Source organism: Agrobacterium sp. 22-221-1 (assembly GCF_053522445.1).
The window spans coordinates 235,958-262,156 of record NZ_JBNWCL010000002.1 but is presented as its reverse complement, the minus strand read 5'-3'; the positions used below and the strand labels follow the sequence as shown (position 1 = coordinate 262,156).

General features: G+C 59.3%; 18 protein-coding genes. 12 read left to right on the top strand and 6 right to left on the bottom strand.

From position 1 onward, the window contains the following. Window positions 1-22: 22 nt before the first annotated feature. From ACQZ5N_RS04710 to ACQZ5N_RS04690, 5 genes are all read left to right on the top strand, one after another. Complete coding sequence (locus ACQZ5N_RS04710; protein WP_003519880.1) at window positions 23-1,180, top strand: LLM class flavin-dependent oxidoreductase; 1,158 nt, start codon at window positions 23-25, stop codon at window positions 1,178-1,180. Beyond that, window positions 1,180-2,073 (top strand): aldo/keto reductase, encoded by an 894-nt coding sequence (locus ACQZ5N_RS04705; RefSeq protein WP_065655621.1) that lies wholly within the window; start codon window positions 1,180-1,182, stop codon window positions 2,071-2,073. The genes ACQZ5N_RS04710 and ACQZ5N_RS04705 overlap by 1 nt, the downstream gene beginning before the upstream one ends. Further along, window positions 2,073-2,597: a flavin reductase family protein gene (locus ACQZ5N_RS04700; RefSeq protein WP_059758197.1), complete on the top strand. Its 525-nt coding sequence runs from the start codon at window positions 2,073-2,075 to the stop codon at window positions 2,595-2,597. The genes ACQZ5N_RS04705 and ACQZ5N_RS04700 overlap by 1 nt, the downstream gene beginning before the upstream one ends. Window positions 2,598-3,072: 475 nt before the next feature. Continuing rightward, a complete protein-coding gene (locus ACQZ5N_RS04695) occupies window positions 3,073-6,966 on the top strand; it encodes an autotransporter domain-containing protein (protein ID WP_448732248.1) in 3,894 nt (1,297 codons plus the stop codon). Beyond that, the gene (locus ACQZ5N_RS04690) at window positions 6,966-7,526 is read left to right on the top strand and encodes an invasion associated locus B family protein (RefSeq protein ID WP_448732247.1); all 561 of its coding nucleotides are present in this window, start codon (window positions 6,966-6,968) and stop codon (window positions 7,524-7,526) included. Before ACQZ5N_RS04695 ends, ACQZ5N_RS04690 begins: the two co-directional genes overlap by 1 nt. Here ACQZ5N_RS04690 and ACQZ5N_RS04685 read toward each other — a convergent pair. From ACQZ5N_RS04685 to ACQZ5N_RS04665, 5 genes are all read right to left on the bottom strand, one after another. Then, window positions 7,523-10,663 carry an efflux RND transporter permease subunit gene (locus ACQZ5N_RS04685; protein ID WP_448732246.1) on the bottom strand — a complete coding sequence of 1,047 codons (3,141 nt, stop codon included), beginning with the start codon at window positions 10,661-10,663 and terminating at the stop codon, window positions 7,523-7,525. The two genes, ACQZ5N_RS04690 and ACQZ5N_RS04685, sit on opposite strands and share 4 nt — an antisense overlap. Continuing rightward, window positions 10,660-11,937, bottom strand: coding sequence for an efflux RND transporter periplasmic adaptor subunit (locus ACQZ5N_RS04680; RefSeq protein WP_448732245.1), 1,278 nt, complete (start codon window positions 11,935-11,937; stop codon window positions 10,660-10,662). Before ACQZ5N_RS04680 ends, ACQZ5N_RS04685 begins: the two co-directional genes overlap by 4 nt. Window positions 11,938-12,226: 289 nt before the next feature. Further along, window positions 12,227-13,423 carry a polysaccharide biosynthesis/export family protein gene (locus ACQZ5N_RS04675; RefSeq protein ID WP_003519875.1) on the bottom strand — a complete coding sequence of 399 codons (1,197 nt, stop codon included), beginning with the start codon at window positions 13,421-13,423 and terminating at the stop codon, window positions 12,227-12,229. Window positions 13,424-13,945: 522 nt separating this feature from the next. Beyond that, window positions 13,946-14,953 carry an acyltransferase family protein gene (locus ACQZ5N_RS04670; RefSeq protein WP_448732244.1) on the bottom strand — a complete coding sequence of 336 codons (1,008 nt, stop codon included), beginning with the start codon at window positions 14,951-14,953 and terminating at the stop codon, window positions 13,946-13,948. Window positions 14,954-15,008: 55 nt separating this feature from the next. Then, window positions 15,009-16,133 (bottom strand): glycosyltransferase family 4 protein, encoded by a 1,125-nt coding sequence (locus ACQZ5N_RS04665; protein WP_448732243.1) that lies wholly within the window; start codon window positions 16,131-16,133, stop codon window positions 15,009-15,011. A gap of 503 nt (window positions 16,134-16,636) precedes the next feature. Here ACQZ5N_RS04665 and ACQZ5N_RS04660 point away from each other — a divergent pair. The 5 genes from ACQZ5N_RS04660 to ACQZ5N_RS04640 all read left to right on the top strand — a co-directional run bounded on the left by ACQZ5N_RS04660 (window position 16,637) and on the right by ACQZ5N_RS04640 (window position 22,023). Beyond that, window positions 16,637-18,163 carry an ABC transporter substrate-binding protein gene (locus ACQZ5N_RS04660; protein WP_448732242.1) on the top strand — a complete coding sequence of 509 codons (1,527 nt, stop codon included), beginning with the start codon at window positions 16,637-16,639 and terminating at the stop codon, window positions 18,161-18,163. A 235-nt stretch (window positions 18,164-18,398) separates the two neighbouring features. Then, window positions 18,399-19,340 (top strand): ABC transporter permease, encoded by a 942-nt coding sequence (locus tag ACQZ5N_RS04655; RefSeq protein WP_035220817.1) that lies wholly within the window; start codon window positions 18,399-18,401, stop codon window positions 19,338-19,340. Beyond that, complete coding sequence (locus ACQZ5N_RS04650) at window positions 19,340-20,215, top strand: ABC transporter permease (RefSeq protein WP_080837379.1); 876 nt, start codon at window positions 19,340-19,342, stop codon at window positions 20,213-20,215. Before ACQZ5N_RS04655 ends, ACQZ5N_RS04650 begins: the two co-directional genes overlap by 1 nt. Before the next feature lies 1 nt (window position 20,216). Beyond that, the gene (locus ACQZ5N_RS04645; protein WP_448732241.1) at window positions 20,217-21,440 is read left to right on the top strand and encodes an amidohydrolase/deacetylase family metallohydrolase; all 1,224 of its coding nucleotides are present in this window, start codon (window positions 20,217-20,219) and stop codon (window positions 21,438-21,440) included. Between the two features lie 88 nt (window positions 21,441-21,528). Beyond that, a complete protein-coding gene (locus tag ACQZ5N_RS04640; RefSeq protein WP_003519868.1) occupies window positions 21,529-22,023 on the top strand; it encodes a RidA family protein in 495 nt (164 codons plus the stop codon). A gap of 6 nt (window positions 22,024-22,029) precedes the next feature. Here the strand turns inward: ACQZ5N_RS04640 and ACQZ5N_RS04635 are convergent, their stop codons facing one another. Beyond that, on the bottom strand, window positions 22,030-22,866 hold the full coding sequence (locus ACQZ5N_RS04635) for an IclR family transcriptional regulator (RefSeq protein WP_448732240.1): 837 nt from the start codon (window positions 22,864-22,866) through the stop codon (window positions 22,030-22,032). A gap of 88 nt (window positions 22,867-22,954) precedes the next feature. Here ACQZ5N_RS04635 and ACQZ5N_RS04630 point away from each other — a divergent pair, with 88 nt between their 5' ends. Both ACQZ5N_RS04630 and ACQZ5N_RS04625 read left to right on the top strand, forming a co-directional pair. Continuing rightward, on the top strand, window positions 22,955-24,151 hold the full coding sequence (locus tag ACQZ5N_RS04630; protein ID WP_448732239.1) for an aminotransferase class V-fold PLP-dependent enzyme: 1,197 nt from the start codon (window positions 22,955-22,957) through the stop codon (window positions 24,149-24,151). A gap of 209 nt (window positions 24,152-24,360) precedes the next feature. Continuing rightward, a complete protein-coding gene (locus ACQZ5N_RS04625) occupies window positions 24,361-26,196 on the top strand; it encodes an ABC transporter ATP-binding protein (RefSeq protein ID WP_448732238.1) in 1,836 nt (611 codons plus the stop codon). Window positions 26,197-26,199: the final 3 nt, after the last annotated feature.

Genomic DNA, 26,199 nt, shown 5'->3' with positions numbered 1-26,199 from the left:
AGCGGCCCTGAGGAGGAATTGCATGACCGTCGTACCCGTTACATCCGCTGATCTCGATGCTGCCGAGGTCTCCTGGTTTTCCGCTTTGTGTTCCGATGACTACGCCTATCTCGGCGTGCCGGATGGCAGCCTGCGCTCCAGTTTCGAACATTGTTCCGATATCGTCAAAAAGGCCGAGGAACTGGGCTTCCGCAACATTCTCTGCCCCTCATCCTATCAGGTGGGGCAGGATACGCTGAGCTTCGTCGCCGGCTGTGCGCCGATCAGCGACCGCATCAATTTTCTTGCTGCTATCCGTTGCGGCGAGATGCAGCCGATCATGCTGGCGCGCACGGTGGCGACGCTCGACCACATGCTGAAGGGCCGCCTGACGCTCAACGTCATCAGCTCCGATTTCCCCGGCGAAGTGGCCGATAGCGCCTTTCGCTACAAGCGCAGCCATGAGGTGGTTGAGATTCTGCGCCAGGCCTGGACGCGCGACACCATCGACCATGACGGCGAAATCTACCAGTTCAAGGGCGTCTCCACCGAGCCGGCAAGACCCTACCAGCAGAATGGCGGACCGCTCCTTTATTTCGGTGGCTACTCGCCGGATGCGCTGGAGCTCTGTGGCGCGCAATGCGACGTCTATCTGATGTGGCCGGAAACGAAGGACCAGCTTGCGGACCGCATGCGTGCCGCAAATGAGCGCGCCGCCGCCCATGGCCGCACGCTGGATTACGGCCTGCGCGTCCATATGGTGGTGCGCGATACCGAACAGGAAGCCCGCGAATATGCCGAACATCTTGTTTCGAAGCTCGATGACGAATATGGGCAGCTGATCCGCAACCGCGCGCATGACAGCGGCTCGCTCGGCGTGTCGCATCAGGCGCGTGCCCGCGAACTCGCCGATAAGTTCGGTTATGTCGAACCCAATCTGTGGACCGGCATCGGCCGGGCGCGTTCGGGCTGCGGTGCGGCGCTGGTCGGTTCCACCGACAAGGTGCTTTCGGCGCTGGAGGAATACCAGAAGATGGGCATTCGCGCCTTCATCCTTTCCGGTTATCCGCATCTCGATGAGGCGGAGCACTTCGGCACCAAGGTTCTGCCGCAGATGAAAACCTGCTCCCTGCCGCATGCCTATGGCCGGGTGCCTTCTGAAACGCCGGCCACGCCGCTCGGCAACGGGGAACGCCACTGATGGAACGTATCGCTCTTTCCGACAAACTCGAACTCAGCCGCATCGTCTACGGCATGTGGCGCATCGGTGACGATGCCGATACCTCGCCCGCCCACGTGCAGGCCAAGATCGAGGCTTGCCTCGCGCAGGGCATCACCACCATGGATCAGGCCGATATTTACGGCGGATACACGGCGGAGGCCATTCTGGGTGCCGGCCTGAAAGCCGCGCCGGGGCTGCGTGACAGAATAGAAATCGTCACCAAATGCGGCATCGTTGCACCTGCCGGACGTCACGCCGCAGCCCGTGTCAAACATTACGACACGACGGCCGGCCACATCAACGCCTCGGTCGAGGCGTCGCTTCGCGACATGGGTACGGATCACGTCGACCTGCTGCTCATTCACCGTCCCGATCCGTTGATCGATGCGGAAGAAACCGGCAAGGCGCTCGATGCGCTGGTGGCATCCGGCAAGGTCAAGGCCGTCGGCGTCTCCAACTTCCGCCCGTGGGATTTCTCCCTTCTGCAATCGGCGATGAGCAACCGGCTCGTGACCAACCAGATCGAAATGAGCCTTCTTGCCACGGATTGCTTCACCAATGGCGATCTGGCCTTCCTGCAGGAAAAGCGTGTTTCTCCAATGGCATGGTCGCCGCTTGGCGGCGGCTCGCTGTTCTCCGGTGCTCATGGCGGCACCATGGCCGCCTTGCAGCGCATCGGCAAGGAGCAGGGCGTGGATGCCACGGCAGTGGCGATCGCCTGGCTTTTGCGGCATCCGGCCAAGATCGTGCCTGTGCTCGGCACCAACAATATCGAGCGCATCAGAACGGCGGCCGATGCGCTCAACGTGACGATGGACCGCCAGACGTGGTTCGAACTCTACACCCTTGCGATTGGAAAAGAGGTGCCGTGATGACAGTGGCAGAGGCGATCAAAATGCCCAATGAGCATGTATTCGTTCCCGGCGGCGAAAACAGCCGCAGCTTCCGCAATGCGCTCGGCGCTTTCACGACAGGCGTGACGGTGGTGACCGCCACGACGCCGGAAGGGCCGATCGGTATGACGGTCAACAGCTTCGCATCCGTGTCGCTCGATCCGCCGTTGGTACTCTGGTCGCCGGCCAAAAGCTCGTCGCGTTATCAGGCCTTCAGCGGTGCAACCCATTTCGCCATCCATGTGCTGAGCGCGGATCAGGATGTGCTGAGCGCCCGCTTCACCCGCAACGGCCGCGCTTTCGATGATCTCGACTGGGAAATGAACGACGAGGGCGTTCCGGTCATTCCCGGAACGCTTGCCCGGTTCGAATGCCGGCAGGCGGCGTCCCATGATGCGGGCGACCACACCATCATCGTCGGCGAGGTGCTGCGCGCCGCCCATCGCGACGGGGACCCGCTGTGCTTTTCGGGCGGATCCTTTGGCCGGTTTTCGCGGCAATAGGAAATGTCCATTAGTATTTCTTTGAGTGCTTAAAAGCGAATTATTACAGAAATATTTCAATTTCTTCATGGGGTGCACTCGTTGCACTCCATTTTTTATTTTTAAATCATCAATAAATATGAGTTATATTATGATTTATGGCAATTATTTTTCCAAATGGGCTAATTGAGTTGAATATGAGGATGATTCGCCGGATCGAGAGAGGGCGGAGCGAAGCGCCGGTATGGGAGGTTGGATGTCCGGTTGTTTCTACCGTGAAACGGGGAAGCCGCGAAAGACTGGCTTAAGGGCGATAGTTTCGCCCGGGCGTTCCCGGCAGACACCGGCGAGCTTCCTCATTTTGTTGTTTTCCGTTGCAATCGCTCATCCTGCCTTAGCCGAGACGATAGTCTGGCAGGGCTCCGCGACAGACGACTGGTTTTCCACTTCCAATTGGCCTTCTTACCTATGGGTGCCCGGGCCGGATGATGCGGCCATGATCAATGGTGATGGGCCGACGATCGCCGACGGCAAAGAGGCCAAAGCCTACGATTTGTTTGTAGGAATCACGGCGGATGGCACCATGTCGGTCGAAGGTGGCCTGTCGACAGCCTATACCCGTCTCGGAAATTCCTTTGGCGTCTCCGGCACCCTGAATTTTTCTGGAGGAACATGGTCGAACGACCGCGATGTGTCGGTGGGTGAAAGCGGTCTCGGCGAACTCCGCCTCATTGGAGGCACTCAGGCGGTTTCCGGCGGAAATATCTACGTTGGCAAAGATCAGACGGGACAGGGCACCTTCGTGCTGGACGATTCATCCAGTTTCGAGAATTCCGGCACGGTTTTCGTGGGCTACGGCGGTGGCGTCAATCTGCTGGAGGTACTGGGCGCAAGCCGTTTGGAAACCGGCGGGCTGGTCGTGGCCAACGGGGACGGCATGCTCGGAACAGTATCCGTGGAGGGACAGGGCAGCAGCCTGAGCGTTTCCGACGGAATAGTTGTCGGCGGTGGCGGTACTGGAGTTTTCACCATTGCTGGCGGTGGGGTGGTTGCGAGCCGGGGCACGACCGTGATTGGCGATTTGGAGTCGTTGGATTCGAGTGCGCTCACAATAAATGGCGCAGGTTCTCTGCTGGAAACAGAAGGTACTCTGGTCGTCGGTAATTTGGGTGCCGCCACCATGTCGGTCGGCACGGCGGCGATCGTTGACAGCGGAACCGTGGTTATCGGCCGCCATTCGGTAGGTATTGTTACTATAAAAGGTGGCGGCACCAAATGGATGACAGGCGGCTTGCTGATCGGTGGCGATGCTTCTGATCCCATCGGAAATGCCGGGAGTGGCAGGCTTACCGTCGAGACGGGCGGTACGGTGGAAAGCGTCTCCGGGCGCCTCGGCATTGTTGCCGGCTCTACGGGTCACGTGACTGTGGACGGCGGCGGTTCTGCCTGGACGGCTGGAAGCGGCGGCCTTGGCGTGGGCGTTGACGGCGCCGGCGAGCTGGCCATAACCGGTGGGGGGATCGTCGGTTCCGCCCGCACCGTTCTTGCTGCAAACGCTGGCAGCACCGGCTCCGCCGCTGTTTCCGGTTCCGGAACCACCCTGCGTAATGACGGCGACCTCTATGTGGGCGGCGCCGGCGAGGCGTCCCTGCATGTCTGGGCGGGCGGCACTGTCACCAGCGATAATGGATATGTCGCGACGCTCGCCGGTTCGAAGTCCTCCGTGATCGTCTCTGGCGGCGGATCGAGCTGGACGCTGGCCAGGGCCCTGATCGTCGGCGATCAACCGGGTGCGGAAGGAGAGGTTGCGGTCACTACTGGCGGTGATATTCGGGCAGGCGAGGTCAAGCTGGGCTATTTTGCTGGCTCTTCCGGCGCGATGACAATAGACGGGACCGACTCCAATATGACCGTGCGGGTCGACAATAATTTTGCCTATTCCGGCTATATGGATATCGGATACGGTGGTTTCGGCAGGGCTATAGTGTCCGATGGCGGTTCGCTCGATGCCTATCGGCTTTTATTGGGCACGAGGGCGGGTTCGAGCGGGATATTGCGGGTGAGCGGCGTAGGATCGCGCGTCGAAACCGAGAATGCCCTTACTATAGGCCACGCCGGCAGCGGTGCGGTGGAGGTGACGGGCGGTGCTTCGCTTGCTGCGACAATCCTCATCATTGCATCCGAAGCGGGATCGACCGGTGTGCTGAATATTGGCGCCGCTGCCGGGCAGACGGAACGTTCCGCCGGGGAAGTCGAGGCGGAGGCGATCGTGTTCGGTGCCGGCAACGGCCGCATCGTGTTCAACCATTCCGAGACGAATTATACCTTGTCGGCCGATATTTTCGGCGCAGGCCATGTCGATGCGGAAAACGGCGTGACGACGCTCAGCGGCCAGAACACCTATTCCGGTGGTACCAGTGTCTCTGCCGGAACGCTGAAGGGAAGCGCCACGAGTTTCGGTTCGGGCAGGATCGCCAACGATGCGCAGCTTGTCGTGGATGGAGCGGGTACGCTTTCGAATGTCATCAGCGGTTCCGGCGCCATTGAGAAGACGGGCAGCGGCAATCTGGTTCTTACCGGGAACAACAGCTATTCCGGCGGCACCACGATTGCGGCCGGCACATTGACGGGAGGGGCGACAGGCTTCGGTTCGGGAGAAATCATCAATAATGCGCAACTTTTCGTAGAGGGTGCTGGAATTTTTTCGAATGTCGTCAGCGGAACCGGCGCTTTTGAGAAGATGGGCGATGGCAATCTGGTTCTTAGCGGCGACAGCACATATACTGGCATCACCGAGGTTTCGTCCGGTAAGCTCAGCGTCAACGGCTCGCTTGTAAGCACCGTTTTCGTAGATGACGGGGCGACGCTTGGCGGTTCCGGCACCATTGGCGGCCTGACCGTTGCTTCCGGCGGCACGCTTTCGCCTGGCAATTCCATCGGCACGCTCACCTCCACCGGCGATGTGACATTTGCCAACGGCTCGGTCTATGCGGTCGAAATCGATGCGTCCGGCAATTCCGACAGGCTCGATGTCAATGGCACGATCACCATCGGCAACAATGTCAATCTTGTCGTCACGACGCTTTCGAGCCATTCGGCCTATAGTCTCGGCACACGATATACCATCTTGACGGCGACCGGCGGCGTTACCGGCGTTTTTTCCAGCATAGATGAAAATTTCGCCTATTTGATCGCAAGCGTAACCAAGAGCACCGATAGCGGTACCGCCTATCTCTCCTTCACCCGGACGTCGCCGGAGGCAGGGCTCCTTGCCTCCGCGACGTCGACGGAAAATGCGGGCGCGGCGAATGCTGTCGAGGCGCTCGGGGAGGCTGCGCCGCTTTATCAGGCAGCCGTGTTTCTTCAGCAGGGAGAAGCCCAATCCGCCTTCTCGCAGCTTGCCGGTGCACTCCAGCCTTCGCTTGCAATGGCATTGATAAGCCGTAGCCAGCTGACGCGCGACGTTATTCTCGACAGGATGCGCAGCGCCTTTAACGGCATCGATGCGCGACCGATTTTGCCCCTTGCCGGTTCAGGCGGAAGGCAACCAGAGAATATCGGCGAAGACCACCTCACTTTCTGGTCCAGTGGTTTTGGCTCGCGCAGTCGTCTCGGTGGCGATGGTCATGGTTTTTCTGTCGAGACCAAGGGTGGCGGCGTTCTTTTCGGTGTCGATGGAGATTGGGACAACGGCTGGCGCACGGGTCTGGCCGCCGGTTACGGTCACGACACCGTCAGCCAGATCGACCTCGCCGCCTCGGCGAATGTGGACAGCTATTATCTCGCCGCTTATGCGGGCACGGCGATTGGACCCACTTCCCTGCGCCTCGGCGCAATTCACGCCTTCCAGAATGTGGAAACCCAACGGGCGATTTCGTTTTCGACGCTGAAGGGGGAACTCGCTGCCGGTTACGATGCCTCCACCACACAGGCCTTTGCCGAAGCGGCCTGGCGTTTCGATTTCGACCCGACCCATGTCGAGCCCTATGCCAATATCAGCTACGTGAACACCCATACGGATGCTTTTCGGGAGGTTGGCGGCATTGCCGCCGTTTCGTCCGGCCCGGCAAACCACGGCCAGCTCTATACCACGCTTGGCGCGCGCATCAGTCGCAATTTCGCCGTTGAGGGTGGGCTTGGGCGGGCGATGTTCGACGTGGCGTGGCGACATGGCTATGGCGACAGGGCTCTGGAGAGCAGATTGTTTTATGATGGTGGCAGCGGTTTTTCCGTCGCAAGTGCTGCGACGGCGCGTGATGTGGCATTGCTGAATGTCGGCCTGAGCTATGATCTCAATCCCTTCGCCACTTTGACATTCCGTTATGGTGCAGTTTTCGGAGCGGGGGTGCTGGAGCAATCCGCCTTTGCCGAGCTGGGAGTTCGTTTCTGATGACGTGCACTCTAAACCGGCTCTGGAAAGCATTCCTGCTTATTTTCGCCGCCAGCGTTGGAGCGAATGGTTCGACTGCGCAGGAGGCTGCGAAGACGGTTGCGCCCTTGCATGAGGTTTACGGCAGCTGGCAGGTTGCCTGCGCGGCGCTTGCGAAAACAGGGGATGCCGCTGCAACCACAACACCGCTTTGCGCCATCGCCCAGATACAGCTCGAGGAAAAAACGCGCAAGTTGGCCATGTCCGCCGAATTCCGGCTGGACGATGCGGCAAGGTCGGACAGGCTTTCCGCTGCATTGGTGATGCCTTTCGGTCTGGCTGTCACGAAGCTCTTTTCGGTGAAATCCGGAAATGTCCGGTTGCAGGAAGTGCAGGTCAGCACCTGTCTGCCGGTGGGTTGCATTGTTTCCTTCACGCCATTCGTGGAACTCGTGTCGGCTTTGAAGGCGGAGCAGACCTTGACGATTGAGGCCCCTGATCTCGAGGGGCGCATCATTTCGTTCCAGTTGCAGGGCAAGGGATTTGCCGAGGCGCTGAAGCGCCTCGAAAATCTGCGTTAAGCGGCAACGGAATCCGGTTCGCCGGTCCCTTCCGGATTCTGCGGTTCGGCTTGTTTTTCTGCCTTTTTCCGGCGGGAAAACAGCCCGGTGAGGAAATGGCCGAACCGGTCCATTTCCACGAAGATGACGGGCGTGATGAACAGCGTCAGCAATTGCGAGACGATGAGGCCGCCGACCACGGCGATGCCGAGCGGCTGGCGCAGTTCCGAACTCGCGCCCGAGCCGAGCGCGATGGGAAGCGCGCCAAGCAGCGCGCAGAAGGTCGTCATCATGATCGGCCGGAACCGGCGCACGCAGGCCTCGTGAATGGCGGTTGCGGGCGGTTCGGCCTTTTCGCGCATCAGTTCCACCGCGACATCGATCATCATGATCGCGTTTTTCTTGACGATGCCGATCAGCATCAGCAGGCCTATCAGCGCGATGATCGAGAAATCCATGCCCATCACCTTCAGCGCCACCAGCGCGCCGAAGGCCGCCGCCGGCAGGCCGGAGAGGATGGTCAGCGGGTGGATAAAGCTCTCGTAAAGCACGCCGAGAACCACATAGATGGTCAGCACCGCCGCCAGAATGAGGATGCCGGTATTGCCCTGGCTCTGCTGGAAGATCGCCGCCGTGCCGCCATAGCTGGTGAAGACATCCTGCGGCAGGCCTATCGTGCTCTTGATCTGATCGATCCGGCTTGTGGCATCGGAAAGCGCCACGCCGTCAGGCAGGTTGAAGGAGATGGTGGTGGAGACGAGCTGGCCCGTCTGGTTGATGGTAACGGGCGCTTGTGTGCGGGTAAGGGTGGCGAAGTTTGAAAGCGGAACCAGAACGCCCGATTTCGCCGAAAGAATGTTGATATCGCTGAGGAAATCATCATTCCACGGTTTCGAGCTGTCGAATTCCACAATCACGTCGTAGCTGTCGCCGGTCGACTGGATCTGTGCCGCCGTATAACCGCCAAAGGACATTTCCAGCGTCTTGCGCAACTGGTCATTGGTGATGCCGAAGGCGGCGGCCTTTTCCGGGTCGACGGAAATCGTTGCGGCGATCGCGCCGTTCTGGGCGTCCGAGGTGACGGAGGTGAAGGTGTGGTCGCGGCGCATCGCCTCCATCAGCTTGTTCGACCATTCATTGGTCGTGTCGGCGTTCAGGCCCTGAACGACGAGCTGGTATTGGCTGGCGGAGCTGCGCCCGCCGAAACGCAGGCTCTGCTGCGGATTGATATAGGTGCGGATGCCCGCCACTTTCGACGTGGCCTGCCCCAGTTCCGCCAGCACCTGGCTGAGCGGCGCGCGCTCTTCCTTGGGCTTCAGCTCCACGAACATCGAGCCGTTGTTCAGCGGATTGCGTGAATTGCCGCCGACAATGGAGGTGACGTGCACCACGGCCGGATTCTTGCGGATCTGATCGGCGACCTGAGCCTGGAGATCGCGCATCGCCGTATAGGAAATATCCTCACGCGCCTGCGTCGAAACGGAAAGACGGCCAATATCTTCCTGGGGAAAGAAGCTGGAGGGCAGGGTTTCGAAGAGATAGAGCGATGCCGCGACCGAGGCGAGAAACGATGCCAAAACGATGCGGCGATGGGAGAGGCACCAGCCGACGGCGCGGCCATAGGCGCGCAGCGTCCGTTCGAAACCCGCATCGAACCAGCGGATGATCGCCGGTGGTCTGGAGGAGTGGCCGGAGAGGCGAGAAGCGAGCATCGGCGTCACCGTCAGCGAGACCAGCGCCGAGGCCATGATCGCGAGCGTGACGACCATGCCGAATTCGTTGAAGAGCCTGCCGATGACGCCGCCCATCAACAGGATGGGAATGAAGACGGCAACCAGCGAGACGGACATGGAGAGAATGGTGCTGCTGACTTCCGCCGCGCCCTGAAGGGCCGCTTCGCGCATGGGCAGGCCTTTTTCATGCAGGCGCAGGATGTTTTCCAGCATGACGATGGCGTCGTCCACCACCAGCCCCACCGAAAGTGTCAGGCCGAGCAGCGAGATATTGTCGATGCTGTAGCCCAGAACATACATCATGCCGAAGGCGGTGATGAGAGACAGAGGCACGGCAAGGCCCGGAATGATGGTTGCCGTCAGGTGCCCGGTGAAGAGATAGATGACCGCAACCACCAGTCCGATGGTAAGAAACAGCGTGAACTGAACGTCCGAAATCGCGTCCTTGATGGCGGTCGAGGCGTCATTCATGACGTTGATATTGACCGAAGGCGGCAATTGCTGGTGAAGCGCCGGCAGCTTGGCCTTGATGGCGTCCACTACATCGACGGTATTGGCGTCCGGCTGACGTTGCACGGCGAGAACGATGGCCTGTTCACCGTCGAACCAGCTGCCGGCATTGGTGTTGTCGATGCTATCAGTGACATTGGCAATATCGCCGAGATGGATTGGCGCGCCATTGTTCGTCGAGACGACCAGCGAGCGGAAGGCGGCCGCATTGGTGCGCTGGGTATCGGCCTCGATCGTCAGGCGCTGATTGTCGTTCTGCAACGCCCCGACGGGAACCTGATTATTCGCTTGGGCGATGGCAGTGGTGACGGTGTCGACGCCGAGCCCTCTTGCCTGAAGCTGAGCCGGATCGAGGCCGATACGCACGGCGTAGGTCTGCGCGCCATAGATGCTCACCTGCGCGACGCCCGATATGGTGGAAAGAAGCGGCGAGATGATGTTCTCGGCGATTTCATCCACCTTGCTGGTCGGCATCTCCTTGCTGTTGACGGCCAGCAGCAGCACCGGGGCATCGGCCGGGTTGGTCTTGCGATAGCTCGGCGTCGTCGTCATGTTGCTCGGCAATTGCCGCTGTGCGCGGGAAATCGCGGCCTGCACATCGGCCGCCGCTGCATCGATATCGCGGTTGAGATCGAACTGCAGCACGATCGAGCTGTTGCCGAGCGTATTGGTGGCGCTGATTTCGCTGACGCCGGGAATGGTCTCGAACTGCTTGACCAGCGGTGTGGTGACCGATGTGGCCATGGTTTGCGGCGAAGCGCCGGAAAGCGACGAGGAAACGTTGATCGTCGGGAAATCCACCTTCGGCAGGGCGGCGACGGGCAGCAGGCGGAAGCCGGCAAGCCCGGCCAGCACCAGGCCGATGGCGAGAAGTGTGGTGGCGACGGGCCGGTTGATGCAGAAATTCGGGATCATTGGTCGCCAACCTTTTCCTGCGGAATATTGGCGGCCAGATTGCCGGCCACGCCGCCCTTGTCGGAAAATTGCTCGACCACGAACTGGCCGTCGGCAAGTTCGGATTGACCCTCGATAATCACATGCTCGCCACCATTGAGGCCGCTTGCGATGGCGGTAAGGTCGCCGTTCGAGCGGGCGACTTCCACCGGCGTCATATGGGCATGATGCTCGCTATCGACGGTATAGACGAAGTTGCCCTTCGGCCCCGGCCGCACGGCGACCGTCGGCACGACGATCATTTCATCGTCCGACACGAAGTGGGCCGTGACGTTGACGGACTGGCCGGGCCATAAAAGACCACGATCGTTCTTGAATTCCGCCTTGGCCAGCACCGTGCCGGAGGTCTGGTCCACCGTATTGTCGTAGAACCGCAGTACGCCGCTCATCGGTTCGCCCCCCGTCGCCGCGGGGTCAACATCGACTGCGGTATCCTTCGCCACGCCTTCGCGCAATTGCGGCAGATAGCGCTGGGAGAGCCGGAAACTGACCGAAATCGGATCGTATTTGGTGATCGTCACAATGTTGACGCCGGCGCTGAGATAGGCGCCGGGGCTGACGCTGATATCGCCGAGTCGCCCATCGAAGGGGGCACGGATTTCCATATGTTCGAGCGTCACCTGGTCGGAGGCAAGCGTTGCCTTGTCGGCATCGATCTTGGCGCTGGCGCTATCCCGCGCCGCCCTTGCCTGATCCAGCACCTGCTGGGATTCCGCGCTCTGCTTGACGAGATTGGCGGCGCGCTGGAAGGCGGCCTCCGTCTGCTCCAGCGTTGCCTGATCGGCGGCGATATTGGCCTTGTCCTTGTCGACAGCGGCGCGGGCGATGCGGTCATCCATCTTGAGGATAAGGTCGCCCGCCTTGATATGCTGACCGTCCTTCGCCTCGATTTCCATGACAAGGCCGACCTGAAGCGGCGCGATATTAGTGATGTCGGCCGCAACCGCCCAGCCCGTCGCCGTTGCATCCATCGGCAGCGTCGCCTTGCCGACGGCGATGGTGCTGACGGTGGGTGGCCCGCCATTGCGCCGCCCTCCGCCCTGTCTTTGTCCCTGCTGCCGGGCTGGTTGGCCGCCTTGGGAGGGCTGCGTCGCCGTTTCGGCGTCGGCCCTGGGAGACACGCTGGCAAATTGCTTGAGATAGGGGACTTGATCGAGCGGCAGGCGATCCTTGAAATACCAGGCACCGGCGGCTGCGATGGCAAGAACGCTGAGAGCGGTCCAGAAACGTTTCATCTGACGATTCCGCGTAATGAGAGCGATACATGTTTCCCGAACATGTGCGGTAAGCCTTGGGAGCAGCTTTCCCCCACAAGACACCCAATGCGCTGCGAAATCACCTTAAACTTTTGTAATGGCGGCGACAATGACCGTCGCTATATGCCCTGTCTTTTGGGGGCAGACGGTTTTGGTTCCTGCCCCATGCAATGCTTGACCATGTTCCCGTTTCGCCGCTGGTTCCGGCCAAGGAAAAAGCCGCCTCGTTTCCGGGGCGGCTCTGGCATGGATGGTGAAAAGCCTCCGATTAGAAGGCCCGGATGGCGTTGCGGGTCGCCAGCACGTCCTCGGCGACATTGCCCGTCGTTGCCGGTACGGAGCCGACGAGATCCAGGAACTTGTAAAGTTCGGTGGCCTGCGAGTTGGTGACATAGATGATGTCGCGATCCTGCATCGGGAACTTCGTGGCGGCGAAGAAGGTCGACGGATCGCGCAGATTGGCGCGGAAGATGACCGGAACGTCCTGTCCGGGGAACTTCGATGTATTGATGCCGAGCTTCACGAGAAGATCGCGCTTGACGATACGATAGACATAGACCTGAGCCGGGTCGGCACGGGAATCGAGCAGTCCACCCGCTTTGCCGAGTGCATCCGAAAGCTTGAGATCGGCATCCTCGAACTCGAAACGTCCGTTGAGGCCCGAAGCGCCGAAGGCAAGGTAGGTGCGGCGCTCACGTTCCACCATGATCGTGTCGCCCGGAACCACATAGATGTTTTCGGACGGCGTGCTGACGAGATGGTTGTAGTTGACGCGGGCGGTCTTGCCGCGGCGGATCAGCGTGACATAGGACTCGATATTCGGGGCGCTGAGGCCCTTTGCGTAGGAGATGACGTCGAGAACCCGATCGCCCGCTTCCGAAAGCTGAACCTTTGTCGGTTCCTTGACATCGCCCAGCACGGAGGCCTGTGCGGAGCGGCTGGAAATCTTGGTGATGAGAACCTGCGGCTCGATGGCGCGGTTGGCAAGCCGTTCCTCGATTTCGCTCTGCACATCCTCGACGTTTCGGCCGGTGGCGCGAATCTTGCCCGCATAGGGAACGCTGATATTGCCTTCCCGGTCCACGGTCTGGTTCGGCAGGCTGATGAAGTTGCCGGGACGGCTGCCGGCGTCGTTCGGAATGAACAGGCCGCCGGCCTGGCTTTCAAAGATCGCGACCTGTACCACGTCGCCGACGCCCATCGGCAGGGCCGGAACGCCGCCCTTGCCGCCGCCGAAACTGCCGAGCAGGGTGGTGGTTGTGGTGTCGCCGACGTAATTGAGGACGGAACTGTTGATGTCGAGCAGTGCGTAGTCGACACCGGCGGTTTTCTGCTTGTCCTTGGAGGCGAATTTCACCGAAGCGTTTGATTCGATCGAGGCTGCATCGGGGCCGGAGGCCGCAGTAACCGTGCAACCCGCCAGTGCTGCAGAGGCAAGCAGAATCGAAACATTCAATAAACGCATTTGGTCCTCGAAATGAATGCCGTCCGAAAAGCAGAAATAATCCGGACATCGTATAAGTTTTTAAAAATAAGCACTTCATAAATGACACCGGTAAAGGAAATCCAAACCGGCATTACATCCGTTCAGCGGAATCGCATCCCTGGATGTTTACGTCCCCTATCAGGCATATGCCCAATTTCAGACGATGCTTCAAGTTCATCATCGCTCAACTGCGCCGAAAAATTCCGGGCGGGGCACGATGTTCGAACCTTCTGATGGTGTCAGTATTGTTGAGCTTCAATATTCAGTTGGATGCCATAATCTCTTTGATTGCTGCATTGCGCTAGTGCAGTTTTGTCACGCTTGCGCGGTTTCTTTTGCTGTTGACTGACGTGAAGACTAATCAATTGTTTTGTAAAATAATTTTTCCTATTTCAGTATAAATGCTTCTGAAATAAAGAGCCTGCCCGCGACTTCAAGTCGTTCTTTAACTCCCGGAATCGCGAGGTTCGCGTCCACGCTATTCGTCAAACCCTTCGGCTGCTATGCAGCACTGGCATTATGTCGACGATGTGCCGAAGCGGGCAGAGCCACCCATTCATGTATCCCGAAACGTATTGCGGCCATCTGAACAATGGCGGGCAGGGCAACGCCAATGATTGTCGTGATTGCCAACAGGCTAGCTATATCCGTTACATGAAGCAACTTGACCGCGACAGCCCGGCCAAAACCGATGGCGATGATATGCATCACATAAATTCCGACGGACAACTGGCCGAGTGTCTTGAACATCAATGAAATAGGGCTTTCACGAATAACTAGTGCCTGCGAAATTGCGATCATCAAGACTATGCCGAGACCCGCCGATAAGAAAGGAAACCGTTCGGGGATTTCAATTTGCCACGAGATATAGGTGGAAATCGCAAAGGCTGCCAGTAGCGCGAGAAATGAGGGCGTCGTGTATCGCTTCTGCTGAAAGCCGTATTGTTTTGCGAGAACGCCGAGTGTGAAATAAATGAAGCCGTACGCAATGTCCCATGGGACCTGTTGGCCTTGCAGATAAAAGAAAATGAACAGAATAAGCGCGAATGCCGCTCGGACGATGGCCGGCACCCGAACGAATACATGAGAGGCAAGTTGGCAGAAAAATAGTGAGTAAAGAAACCAGAAGGGGCTGATCGGGCTCCATAGGATTTCCAGGACTCTGGTAAAATCGATGGTCGTGTTTGTAAGACCCAAACGCCCCATCACCACCATCAGGCTGCCATGCAGGACTGACCAGAATAGATAGGGATAAACGACATTTTTTACGATCTTGGCGAGAAAATCCCTAGGTGCGGCATCCTGTCCAGAAAAGAACAGTCCCGACACGAAGAAAAAAAACGGCATATGGAAGGTGTAAATTGCATAGTCGGCGAAGCCCATAAGGCTGAAGTGCGGCGGCGCGACAGAACCATTTAGGCCTCTTTCCGCATGGCCGAAAACAACAAGGATTATACACAGGCCTTTGGCGACATCATAACTATAGTCACGCGGATTATTAGGTTTCATCCAAGCACTCAATGGAAGTTTTCATGTGTAGATGTTGGCCGAAGGCATTTCTTAATTACGCCCGCTCAGCCAGTGCGAAATTCACCGTATCCGCGAATTCCCGCAGGAAACGCTCGCGTGAGAAGCGTGCGGCATTGTTGATGCAGGCGTTCTTGTCGAAGCGGTCGGAATTGTCGACGAACTCCTGTACGGCGGCGCAGATCGCCTCCGGTGTCTGCTCACCGAAATAAAGGCCGGTCGGATGGTTGGAGGCCCCGAGCGGAACGACGGTTTCCAGCACGCCGCCCTTGCCATAAGCGATGACCGGTGTGCCGAGCGCCTGGGATTCGACGGGCACGATGCCGAAATCGTCTTCTGCTGCAAAAACAAAGGCCCTGGCCTCGGCCATGTATTTGTGAAGCTCGTCATTGCCGACGAAACCGAGGATTTCGACATTCGGCGTGGCGATTTCGCGGATGCGTTTCATGTCCGGTCCGTCGCCGATGACGACCAGCCGTTTGTCGGGCATCTTTGCAAAGGCTTCAACGATCAGGTGCACCTTCTTGTAGGGCACGAGCCGCGATGCCGTGACGAAATAGTCACCCTTAAGCTCGGACGGGGAAAGATGGGACGTGTCCACCGGCGGATAGATCACGGTGGAATCGCGGCCATAACACTTGCGCACCCGGTTACGGATGAATTTGGAGTTGACCGTCATCAGGTCGACACCGTTGGCGGTGCGGATGTCCCACATGCGGATATAGTGAAGAATGGCGCGCGCGATCCATGAGGCGAAGCCGCGCGTCAGTCTGGTTTCTTTGAGATACTGGTGCTGGAGGTCCCAAGCGTAGCGGATGGGGCTATGGATATAGGAGACGTGAAACTGGCCCGGGCCGGTGATGACGCCCTTGGCGACTGCATAGCTCGAGGAAATCACCAGATCGTAGCCGCTCAGATCGAACTGTTCGATGGCGAGTGGCATCAGCGGCAGATAGGAGCGGTATTTTTTTCGGGCGAAAGGCAGCTTCTGGATGAAGGAGGTGTTGACGGGACGGCCACCGAGAAACCCCCGGTCGCGCTCGCTCATGAAATCGACAAGGCAGTACAGATCCGCGTGAGGATAAATTTCAAGAAGGTTGTGAAGCACTTTTTCGGCCCCGCCTCTGTCGGTGAGCCAGTCATGCACGATTGCCGTCTTCATAATTTCCTCAATAATTTCAACGTAATAAAAATTAATGTTCCGCCATGGAATAAAGTTTGGCGGTGTAGAATATCAGGTCTGTCTGCAGCCCTTGAAAATACGGCTGGCGGCGTCAAATAGCGTAATGATTAATAAGAATGTGCGGGTATGTCTGTGGTGGCCTAGCGTTAGTCCGCTCTTTAATAGCACTTTGTTCGCAAATGCGAAATATCCAACCTTCTTAATTCCCTTTCTTCCTTTGCAGTCAAACGCCGGTCGTCATTCCCGCTTTCCCAGCCGGAAGAGATGGATATCACGGCACACCGCTTTTTTGGCGAAACTCCCGTTTTTTCATTGCCTTAAACGGTGCTGCCACCTCTCCCGAAGACTTCTCTTGCGTTTCGCCGATCATGGAAACCCATCATCGTGCCGCATTGTCATTGACAAGGCGTCTTATCGAGATATTCTGTTATAAAGATGCATATAACATAATAATGGAACACATAAGAGCTGGGAGCTTGACCATGAGACGTAAACTTGCATTTCTCGCCACCGCCGCTTTGCTGCTTGCGCCGGGTGTAATGATGGCTGCGGAGAAGGGTGGCGTCATCAATGTCGCCACCATCGGCGAGCCGCCGACCCTCGATCCCATGGCGTCTACCGCCGATCTCGTCGGCATCGTCACGCAGCATATTTTCGAAACGCTCTATACCTTCGACAAGGGCTGGAAGGTGACGCCGCTTCTGGCGGAAAGCCTGCCCGAGATCAGTTCGGACGGCAAAACCTACACGATCAAGCTCAGGCAGGGCATCAAGTTCCATGACGGCAGCGACATGACGTCCGAAGATGTCGTCGCCTCGCTCGGCCGCTGGATGAAGATCGCCTCGCGCGGCAAGCAGGCCGCCGGTTTCATCGACAATATCTCCGCGCCGGATGCCGGAACGGTAACGATCGCCCTCAAGCAGCCCTATGCGCCGCTCGCTTCGCTGCTCGCCTTCAACAATTCCGCAGCCATCATCCTGCCGGCCGAAAAGCAGGCGGAGCCGATGGCCGAATTCATCGGCACCGGCCCCTATATGCTGAAGGAACGCAAGGCAGACCAGTATATCCAGCTCGTCCGTTTCGATGGCTACAAGTCCCGCGATGGCGAAAGCGACGGTTATGGCGGCGCACGCCATCAGTATCTCGATGAAATCCGCTTCGTTCCGGTGCCCGATCCGAATACCCGCGTCGAAGCCGCCGTTTCCGGGCAATATGATTATGTCGATTCCATTCCGGTCGAATCCTTCGACAAGGTGAAGTCTTCCTCGGCCTCGCAGCCGCTGATGCTGAAGCCCTTCGGTTATCCGGTCTTCGTGTTCAATACGAAGGAGGGGCTTTCTTCCAAGCTGGAGGTTCGCAAGGCGGTGACCGAAGCGCTGAACATGGAAGACATGCTGGCGGCCGCTTTCGGCAGCACGGATTTTTACGCACTTGACGGCGCTTATTATCCGTCCAATTTCTCCTGGCATTCGGAAGAGGGCGTCAAGGGCACTTACAACGTCGGCAACCCGGAAGCCGCTGCCGAAAAGCTGAAGGCCGCCGGTTATAATGGCGAGCCGCTGCGCATCCTCACCAGCCGGCAGTATGAGTTCCACTACAAGATGGCGCAGGTTGCTGCGGAATATCTGAAACTTGCCGGTTTCAAGGTGGATATGCAGGTGGTGGACTGGGCGACGCTGACACAGCGCCGCGCCGACCCGAAGCTCTGGGATGTCTATATCACCCACAGCCCCTTCCTGCCGGAGCCGGCGCTGATCGGTGCGCTCTCAACCGGTTCACCGGGCTGGTGGGATACGCCGGCGCGCAAGGCGGCGGTTGATGCCTTCACCTCCGAAGCCGATCCGGAGAAGCGCGTCGCGCTCTGGGCCAATGTGCAGAAGACGATCTATGCCGAGCTTCCGCTCATCAAGATCGGTGACTTCAACGCCGTGGCGGCCAAGTCCAACAAGCTGGAAGGCGTCGATCCGGCTCCCTGGCCGTATTTCTGGAACGCTTCGGTCACGAAGTAAGACCGGCACCGCTCGCCGTCACCCCGGCCTTGAGCCGGGGTTCAGCGCGATCAGGTCCCTGGTCGCAGAGAATCTTTCACCACGCAGACGCGTGGTGGCTGGATGCCGGATCAAGTCCGGCATGACGGAGGCAAGTGTTTTCCGACCGTGAGTGCCGGAATTATCGGCACCCATCGACAACTCCATTTAACCGTCGCCTGATAGCGGTCCATCACGCGCTTCGGAGCATACATACGTGATACGGTATATTTTCCAGAGACTTGCCGGGATGATCGTGGTGATGTTTCTCGTCGTCACCATCGTCTTCGTCATCCTGCGCGTCACGCCCGGAGACCCGGCGGCCGTGATGCTCGGGCCGGATGCCTCGGCGCAGGACATTGCGGAGCTGCGCAGCCGGCTCGGCCTCGACCAGTCGCTCGGCGTGCAATATGTCTATTATATCGGGCAATTGCTGAAGGGCGATCTCGGCCAGTCGATCTTTCTCAACATGCCGGTTGGCTCAGCGCTGTTGGACCGGGCCGAACCAACCTTTTTCCTGACGATCTTTTCGCTGCTGATCGCCAGTGTCATCGCCCTTCCCATCGGCATCTATGCCGCCTACCGTCGTGGCTCTTTTGTCGATCAGGCAGCGACCACAGTGGCGATGCTGGCGGCAAGCATTCCGAGCTTCTGGCTTGGCCTCATTCTCATGCAGGTCTTCGCCGTCCGGCTCGATATGTTCCCGGTATCGGGTTATGGCGGTCCGGGCGCAAGCTTCCTTGAGCGCATGTATCACCTGACCCTGCCGGCAATCGCGCTCGGCCTCGTCTCCTCCGCCCTCATCCTGCGCTTCACCCGCGCCTCGATGCTGGATGTTTTAGGTGACGACTATGTCCGCACCGCGCGCGCCAAGGGCGTCAAGGAGCGCCGGGTGGTGATGAAACATGCGTTGAAAAACGCGCTTATCCCCATTCTCACCGTACTCGGACTTACCGCCGCCGTGCTGATTTCCGGCGCGGTCGTGACGGAAACCGTCTTTGGCCTGCCGGGCGTCGGCAATCTTGTCGTCTCGGCGGTTCTCAGGCGCGATTATCCGGTCATTCAGGGCGCGCTTCTCGTCATCGCCGGGCTTTACGTGCTCATCAATTTTGCAATCGACATGCTTTATCTGCTGGTCGATCCGAGGGTTCGTTACTGATGGCCGATATTGTTTCCACCGTCCCGCCGGCACGCAACCCGACCGTCCTTTTCATCCGGCGTCTCCTGAAGCGCAAGACGGTTGCCGCCGGTCTCATCGTGCTGTTGGTTTTCGTGCTTCTCGCGGTTTTCGCGCCGATGATTGCGCCCTATTCGCCATCGAAGCTGTCGATTGTGAACCGCCTGAAGCCACCAAGCGAGCTTTACTGGTTCGGCACCGACGAGTTCGGTCGCGACGTCTTCTCGCGCACCATCTATGCCGGAAGACTGTCGCTTCTGGTCGGTGCAGCCGTGGTGGCGCTTTCGGCGCTGATCGGCATCACGCTCGGTTTGCTCGCCGGTTTCTTCCAGAAACTGGATACGCCGATTGCGCGGCTGATCGACGCGATGATGGCCTTTCCGGATATTCTGCTGGCTATTGCGCTGGTGGCGGCGCTCGGCCCGTCGCTGACGACGGTGATCATCGCGCTTGCGGTGGTCTACTCGCCGCGCCTTGCCCGCATCGTGCGCGCCTCGACGCTGGTGATCCGCGAATTGCCCTATGTGGAGGCGGCGAAGGCGCTCGGCATCTCCACCTTCCACATCATGACGCGGCATGTGCTGCGCAATCTGGTCTCGCCGATCCTCGTGCAATGCACCTTCCTCTTTGCCAGCGCCATGCTGGCCGAGGCCGGCCTGTCGTTTCTGGGGCTCGGTGTCAGCCCCGAAATTCCGACCTGGGGAACCATGATCTCCGCCGGCCGCCAATATATCGGCCAGGCGGACTGGATGACCTATTTCCCCGGCTTTGCCATCATTCTTTCCGTGCTGTCGCTGCAAATGGTCGGCGACGGGCTGCGGGACATGCTCGACCCAAGACTGCGAAGGGATTTGTAATATGTCGTCCGGCGAACAGGCGAAAACGCCTCTTCAAGCTCCCATTCTTCTCACCAATGTCAAACCCGTCGGTTTCGGAAAGGGTGCATCACTGGCTTCGACCGATATTCTGATCGGTGGCGATGGCAAGATCGCCGCGGTTGGGCCTGGCATTCAAGCGGCTGCTGATGCGCAGCGCATTGATGCCAAGGGTGCCTTCATCTCGCCCGGCTGGGTGGATCTGCACGTGCATATCTGGCACGGCGGCACCGATATTTCCATCCGCCCCTCCGAGTGCGGGGCGGAACACGGCGTCACGACGCTGGTGGATGCCGGCTCGGCGGGCGAGGCGAATTTCCACGGTTTCCGCGAATATATCATCGAGCCCTCGAGAGAGCGCATCAAGGCCTTTCTCAATCTCGGCTCCATCGGCCTTGTTGCCTGCAACCGCGTGCCGGAACTGCGCGACATCAAGGATATCGATCTCGATCGTATCATCGAATGTTACGCCGAAAACAGCGAACATATTGTCGGCCTCAAGGTGCGGGCGAGCCATGTTATCACCGGCTCCTGGGGTGTTACGCCGGTCAAGCTCGGCAAGAAGATCGCCAAGATCCTGAAAGTGCCGATGATGGTGCATGTGGGCGAACCGCCGGCACTTTATGACGAGGTGCTGGAAATTCTCGGCCCCGGCGATGTCGTGACCCATTGCTTCAACGGCAAGTCGGGCTCCAGCATCATGGAAGACGAGGACCTGTTCAACCTTGCCGAACGCTGCGCCGGTGAAGGCATCCGGCTGGATATCGGCCATGGCGGCGCATCCTTCTCCTTCAAGGTGGCAGAGGCAGCGATTGCACGCGGCCTTTTGCCCTTCTCGATCTCCACGGATTTGCACGGCCACTCGATGAATTTTCCGGTCTGGGATCTGGCGACGACCATGTCGAAGCTGCTGTCGGTCGATATGCCCTTCGAAAATGTCGTCGAGGCCGTTACACACAATCCGGCCTCCGTCATCCGCCTCGATATGGAAAACCGTCTCGATGTTGGCCAGCGCGCCGACTTCACCATTTTCGATCTAGTGGATTCCGATCTGGAAGCGACCGATTCCAACGGCGATGTGGCGCGCCTGACGCGTCTGTTCGAGCCGCGTTACGCGGTCATCGGCGCGGAAGCGATTGCTGCCAGCCGTTATATTCCAAGAGCGCGCAAGCTGGTGCGCCACAGCCATGGTTATTCCTGGCGCTGAACCCAAATGGACAAGGCGGAGGAGGACAATCCCCTCCGTCTTTCGCAGAGATTAAGGGATACCCGTCCCTATATTATGAGGAATTCGCGTGAAACAGTCTTCGCTTGAGGCAGAGGGGCGTCATTCGCCCTATGACCGGCTCGCCGCGCTCGGCATCTCCCTGCCGCCGCCGCCGCCGCCGATTGCCAATTTCGTCACCCATGTGGTGGAAGGCAACATGCTTTATCTTTCGGGGCAGGGGCCGCGGGAGGAAAACGGCCATCTTTACGCCGGCAAGGTGGGCGCGGAAATCGGGCTGGAAGAGGCCTATAACCATGCGCGGCTCACCGGCATCAACCTGCTTGCCGTCATGCATGAGGCGCTGGGGGACCTGTCGCGGGTGAAGAAGGTGGTCAAGCTGCTCGGCATGGTCAATGCGGTCAGCGATTTCCGCGATCACCCGAGCGTCATCAACGGCTGTTCCGATCTCTTCATCGATGTGTTCGGCGATGCGGGACAGCACGCCCGCTCCGCCGTCGGTTTCGGCTCGCTGCCGGGCAACATCACCGTTGAGATAGAAGCCATCGTCGCGCTCAAGGATTGAGGCCGTTCAATGGTTGCGCCAGCCCATCAGCTTTTCGATCCGTTCCGCCGAAACCCTGACCTGTTCGGTATAATGGTTTTCGTCCGCCAGCACCTTCTGTTCCGGCAGAACGATGGAAATCGTCGCAACGCATTCGCCCCTGTTGTCGCAGATCGGCGAGGCGATGCAGGCGACGGCGTAATCGGATTCGGCGACCTGTATCGACAGCCTGTCATGGAAAGCGGCGCCTGCCGATTGCGACAGGGTCTCCGGGTTGATTTCAGCGCGGCCAGTGGGCGAGGTACGGGCGCAGCGCTTGAACAGTTCGACACGCTCCGCCTCCGGCAAATGCCCGACGAGCAGGCGGCCGGACGCCGTCCAGTTCAAGGGAACGCGGGTGCCGACACGCGAGGCGACCTGAAAATGGCTTGGACCATCGGCCATGGCCAGCACCAGCATATGGTCGCCATCGCGGCCGCAAAGCTGCACGGTTTCGCCCGCATGGCGGCACAGATCGTGCATTTCGTGGGTGGCGACACCCATGAAATCCAGCGAGCGGGCATAAGCGAGGCCATAGTGGTAAAGCCTAGCGCCGAGCCAGATATTGCCATCGGCATTACGCGCCAGCATGTTCTTTTCGACGAGATCGTCGATGATCACATAGACGGTGGAAAGCGGCGCCTTGATGGCCTTGGCAATCGCATAAGCGCCGGCCGGCGATCCGGTTTCGTAAAGGTAATCAATAACCTGAAGGGCGCGGTCGATGCCGCTGACGCGCGAGCGCTTGGCCGCCTTCGCGTCTGCGTTTTCGGCGGCGTCGGACAGGGCGGTTGAAGGCGTTTCGTCCAGTTTATGGGCGTCCAATTTTGGCTCCTCATGAATTTTGAGAAGCTATTACATTATTATGGCATATATGTCGATGCCCATCGCATCGCAAAGACAGGAGAAAGACATGACCGAGGATATCAGAAGCAGGATCGGCCTTCGCCCGGTCATCAACGTCTCGGGCACCATGACCTCGCTCGGCGCGTCGATTGTCGTTCCGGAAGCGGTCGAGGCCATGGCGGCCATCCTGCCGCAATTCGTCGAGATCAACGATCTGCAACGCAAGGCAAGCGCGGTGATATCGAGGCTGACGGGCGGCGAGGCCGGTTTCGTCACGGCCTCATGCTCCTCGGGCATCAGCCTTGCGGTTGCGGGTGCGATCACCGGCAACAATCTGCTGGCCATCGAAAAACTGCCCGATGTGACCCCGGAAAAGAACGAAGTGCTGGTGCAGATGGGGCATGTGGTGAGCTATGGCGCGCCGGTGGATCAGGCGATCCGTCTCGGCGGCGGCAAGGTGGTGCTGATCGGGCAGGCGACATCGACCCACCGTTTCCATATGGAAAACGCCATCACCGAAAAGACGGCGGCAGCGGTCTATGTCGTCTCGCACCATGTGGTCGACTACGGCCTGCTGCATCTCTCCGAATTCGTCGAGATCGCCCATGCCAAGGGCGTGCCTGTCATCGTGGATGCGGCTTCTGAATATGATCTGAAGCTGTTTCTGGCGACGGGTGCGGATGTGGTGCTCTATTCCGGCCACAAGTTCCTCGGCGGCCCGACCTCCGGCATCGTCGCCGGCAAGAAGGAACTGGTGCGCAACGCCTTCCTGCAGAACATGGGTATCGGCCGCGGCATGAAGGTCGGCAAGGAAAGCATCTATGGCGTCATGGCGGCGCTTGAAGCCTGGGAAAAGCGCGATCATGCCGGCATTCGCGAGCGCGAAACCGGCTATCTTAATCTCTGGAAAAAGACGCTGGACGGACGCCCCGGCGTGACGGCGCTGATCGAGCCCGACCCGACCAATAACCCGCTCGACCGGCTGCGTGTCATCATCGACGCCGAAGAAGCCCATATCACCGCCTGGGACCTGACGACGGCGCTTGCCAAAGGCAGCCCGCCGATCATTGTCCGCGACCACGAGGTGGAGCACCGTTATTTCTATCTCGATCCCTGCAACCTGCATCCCGGCCAGGAAACCATCGTGGCTGCCCGTCTGGCCGAGGAGCTGGACAAGGCGCGCGCCTCCAACGAGGTGATTGCGACGCCGTTCGAAGACCGCAGCCGCCACCGTTTCGACGGCATGCTGCGCTGGCCTGACTAAGTAACGACTGCATGTGGAACGAGCGGGTGCCGCGAGCTTCTTCTCCCCGAGGGGGAGAAGTCCGCGGCAGCGGGATGAGGGGGCAAGGGTGCGACCTATCGCTGGCGTCGCCCCTTCATCCGACCCTTCGGGCCACCTTCTCCCCGGCGGGGAGAAGAAATTTGCCGCAACGCCGTGCTTGAGTTGAAACATAAAAGAAGGGAACGATCATGACCATGCCGCAGGCAGCGCCGCTTAGTGCAGAAGATGCCGTGCTTTCCGTCCGCAATCTCACCACGTCCTTTCACGTGGATGGCGGCTGGAAACCCGTGGTGCGTGATATTTCCTTTGATGTCGGGCCGGGCGAGACGGTTGCGATCGTCGGTGAAAGCGGTTCGGGCAAAAGCGTGACATCGCTTTCCATCATGCGGCTGCTGGACCGCGAAAGCAGCAGGGTGCAGGGTGAAATCCTGCTCGGAGGTCGCAATCTGCTCTCCCTTTCCGAAGACGCCATGCGGCGGGTGCGGGGCAATGAAGTGGCGATGATCTTTCAGGAGCCGATGACCAGCCTCAATCCGCTCTTCACCATCGGCGACCAGATTTCCGAGGCTCTGCTGTGCCATCAGTCGATGTCGAAAGCCGATGCGCGGGCCGAGACGATCCGCCTGCTGGAAAAGGTCCGCATACCCTCCGCCGCCTCGCGTTTCGATGAATATCCGCACCGCTTTTCCGGCGGCATGCGCCAGCGCGTGATGATCGCCATGGCGCTCGCTTCCCGGCCGAAGCTCCTGATCGCCGACGAGCCGACGACGGCGCTCGATGTGACCATTCAGGGCCAGATTCTCGACCTCATCAAGACGCTTCAGGAAGAGGAGGGCACATCGGTCCTCTTCATTACCCATGATATGGGTGTGGTCGCCGAAATCGCCGACCGTACGGTCGTCATGTATCGCGGCGAGCAGGTGGAAGTCGGTGCGACGGCGGATATTTTCCATCGCGGCAAACATCCCTATACGCGCGCACTTTTGTCCGCCGTTCCGGTTCTGGGGTCGATGAAAGGCGAGGAAAGACCGCTCCGTTTTCCCATCGTCAACACCATCACGGGAGAGACGCAGGAGCCGGCGCGTCCGGCCGATACCGTCGACGCCGCTGCACAGCCCGTGCTCAAGGTGGAGGGACTGACCAAGCGTTTCGATATTCACTCCGGTCTTCTGGGGCGCCTCAGCGGCCGGGTGCACGCGGTGGAAAACGTGTCCTTCGATCTCAGGGCCGGTGAAACATTGTCATTGGTGGGCGAAAGCGGCTGCGGCAAATCCACCACCGGACGCGCCATCATGCGGCTGATAGAGCCGGATGCCGGTTCGGTCGTAGTCAACGGCGAAAACATTCTCGCGCTCGACAAGACGGGCATGCGGGACATGCGCAAGACGGTTCAGATGATCTTTCAGGATCCTTTCGCCTCGCTCAATCCGCGTATGACGGTGGGTGCGGCGATTGCCGAACCTTTTCTGGAGCACCGCATGGGAAGCGCCCGCGAGGCGAAGGAAGTGGTGGCCGACATGCTCAAAAAGGTCGGTCTCTCGCCAGACATGGCTTCGCGTTACCCGCATGAATTTTCCGGTGGCCAGCGCCAGCGCATCTGCATAGCGCGCGCGCTCGCGCTCCAGCCCAAGGTAATCGTCGCCGATGAGAGCGTGTCGGCGCTGGATGTTTCCATCAAGGCGCAGGTCATCAACCTGATGCTGGACCTGCAACAGAGCCTCGACCTTGCCTTCCTGTTCATTAGCCATGACATGGCGGTGGTGGAGCGCGTCAGCCATCGGGTGGCGGTGATGTATCTCGGCGAGATCGTCGAAATCGGCCCACGCGCCGCTGTCTTCGACAATCCGCAGCATGACTATACCCGCAAGCTGATGGCGGCCGTGCCGGTGCCCGATCCGGATCGCCGCAACACAAGGCGCGGTGCGGCGAATGACGAGCTGAAAAGCCCGATCCGCGCGGTCGATTATGTCGTCAAGCCGCGTGAATATCGTGAGGTTTCGCCCGGCCACCTCGTTGCCTGCTGAAGC